The sequence below is a fragment of the Actinomyces sp. genome, assembly GCF_030530635.1.
In the GTDB taxonomy this organism is placed as follows: domain Bacteria; phylum Actinomycetota; class Actinomycetes; order Actinomycetales; family Actinomycetaceae; genus Actinomyces.
On sequence record NZ_JAUMUL010000128.1, the window covers coordinates 1 to 2,197 of the forward strand.

Sequence of the window (2,197 nt, forward strand, 5' to 3'; positions counted from 1 at the left end):
AGTCATGACAGTAGGTCCTCTCAATCAGGGCTTACACAGACCATTGAACACGCCCACCACATCAAACCATGGGCGGAGGACGGTGCTACCAGCCTGTCCAACCTGACCAGCCTGTGTCAGGCCCACCACCGCCTCAAGCACACTCCCGGATGGTCCCTCACCCGGCAAGGCGACGGCGCTCTGTTGTGGACGACCCCCACCGGGGCACGGTATCGGCGCGGCCCGGACGGGGCCATCATCCTGCTGCCCCGCAAACTCGGACCCCGCCACTTGGTGATGTCCGCCATGCGCGTTCCAGACACGCTGGCCACCGCCGTCGACGACGCGGTCGTGAGCCGTCTTCACCACGGCCTTGCACTCGCCGCAGACTTCGGCCGAACCGATTGCTCCGACCGTACCGACGGCCCCGACTGTCCCGGGAAGTCTCCACAGGTCACCAGCCGTGGCCCGCGGCCCGGGCAGCCTCCCGGCGCCTTCGAGACCGTGCCGTACCCGGCAGCCCTGCACGAACTCGGCCTGGCACCACTTCTCGATGAAATACCGCCCTTCTAAAACGGAGCGGTTCCGGCAGTCATTGGCTTTGAGTACTCAGTTCCAGCGACACCGCCACATAGGCGGCGCGGGGGAGGGACATCTCCAACACGCCGCCGGTAAGAGACCAGTCCGAGAACGTGACCGGTACGACGACGTCAGGAGCCTCGGGCGTGTTGTGTGCGTCGAGCGCGTCCGCAGTCAGCACCTTCGCCCGCGCCACCCGAACCGGGGCGCCGCGTAGATCCAGCCGAACCGTGTGAGCCGCGTCGGCGTCGAGATTCGTGGCCGAGATGAGAGCCGCGCCGCGCTTACGGGAGGCCGAGACCGAAACCAGCGAGAAGGAACGAACGTCATTGTTGGCGTGAACGGGTGGTTCATTCACCCAGCGCACATCGAGTCGGGTCGCGTCGTGGTGGCCGGTGTTCATTGCCAGGACGTGATAGGTGGGGGTGAGCACCATGGCGCCGGTGGTCGGGTCGGTCAGGATAGGGGCTTGCAGCACGTTGACCGTCTGGGCCAGGTTCGCCATGATGACGCGCTCGGCGTGGCGGTGGAAGATGTCGAAGTGCAGCGAGGCGATGAGTGCGTCGCGCAGGGCGTTGTCCTGCTCCAGGAAGTGAGGGTTGGTGCCGGGCCGTACCTCCCACCAGGCACCCCACTCATCGACGACGAGCCCCACCCTGCGGAAGGGGTCGTACCGGTCCATGACCGTGGAGTGCCGGGTGATCAGCTCCTCCATCCACCAGGCGTTGGCGAAGACGGAGTACCAGGCGTCGGTGCCGAAGCCGCGGGCCTGGCCCTTGGTCTCGAAGGAGTCGGTGAAGGTGTAGGAGTGCAGGCTGATCGCCTGGTAGGGGCCGGGCTCTGCGCGCTGGCAGGGTCGTCTCCCATCAACTGTCGACGACGGCGATACGCCTTCCAGCCCACAGGTCGGTGAGCTGGTGGGTCGTCTTGGGCGGCCCAAGACAGGCCAGGTGTAGATGGCGGATACGGAGTTCCTCGCTGAGGTTGAAGGCGACGCGGACTTCCTCCCGTTCCTTTTCCCTCCGGTCTGGCGCTGGACTCGGCGTCGAGCGCCAGACCGCGGGGTCGCCGTCCCGGCGCCTGGAGGTGGGCGCGGTCTGCTACGCCGCTTCGCCGTCTGCTACGCCACTTCGGGGTTAACAACGCTCGTTAACGGTCTGCTGAAGGGCCCACAGGTATATAGCAGAAGGTCAAGTGGTGTTATTAACGTCCAACCGGCGTAGCAGACACCGCAGCTCACACGCCAAGAGCCTTGATCGGGGGCTGACGGTGGGTGAGGCGGTCCATGCTCCCGCGGTGGGGCCGTGACGGCCTTGACACCGTCGATGTGAACGTTCACCATTGGGGGTGTTGCGCCGTGGTGACTGCCGCGGTCGGCTCCTTCGTCCGCGTGTTGCCTGCGAGTCCCGTTGGTACGCATACGGATCGGGGGACATTCAGCGCGGCAACGGAGCCGAACCGCATTGCCGCCCACAACTCACCTGAAGAAGAACTGGGAGAAGAACATGGCTGAGCGGATTGTGTTGGCTGATTTGGATGTGGGTGTGCGTGGGGCGGTGGCTGATGCGCGTGAGCGGGTGGCGCGTTTGCATGGGGAGTTGATTCGGTGGGGTTTGGTGGTGTGGACGGCTGGGAATGT

The 2,197-nt window shown here is 65.4% G+C and carries 2 protein-coding genes and 1 pseudogene; 2 read left to right on the forward strand and 1 reads right to left on the reverse strand.

The window, feature by feature from the left end; translation table 11 throughout:
* Positions 1-552, forward strand: a 552-nt coding sequence (locus Q4A20_RS15010; RefSeq protein ID WP_303124196.1) for an HNH endonuclease signature motif containing protein, incomplete at its 5' end; no start/stop codon positions are given.
* A 19-nt stretch (positions 553-571) separates the two neighbouring features.
* Here Q4A20_RS15010 and Q4A20_RS15015 read toward each other — a convergent pair.
* Positions 572-1,498 carry an alpha-L-arabinofuranosidase C-terminal domain-containing protein gene (locus tag Q4A20_RS15015; RefSeq protein ID WP_303124197.1) on the reverse strand — a complete coding sequence of 309 codons (927 nt, stop codon included), beginning with the start codon at positions 1,496-1,498 and terminating at the stop codon, positions 572-574.
* Between the two features lie 565 nt (positions 1,499-2,063).
* Between Q4A20_RS15015 and Q4A20_RS15020 the strand changes: the two are divergent.
* Positions 2,064-2,197 (forward strand): annotated as a pseudogene (locus tag Q4A20_RS15020) (L-ribulose-5-phosphate 4-epimerase); the annotation flags it as partial.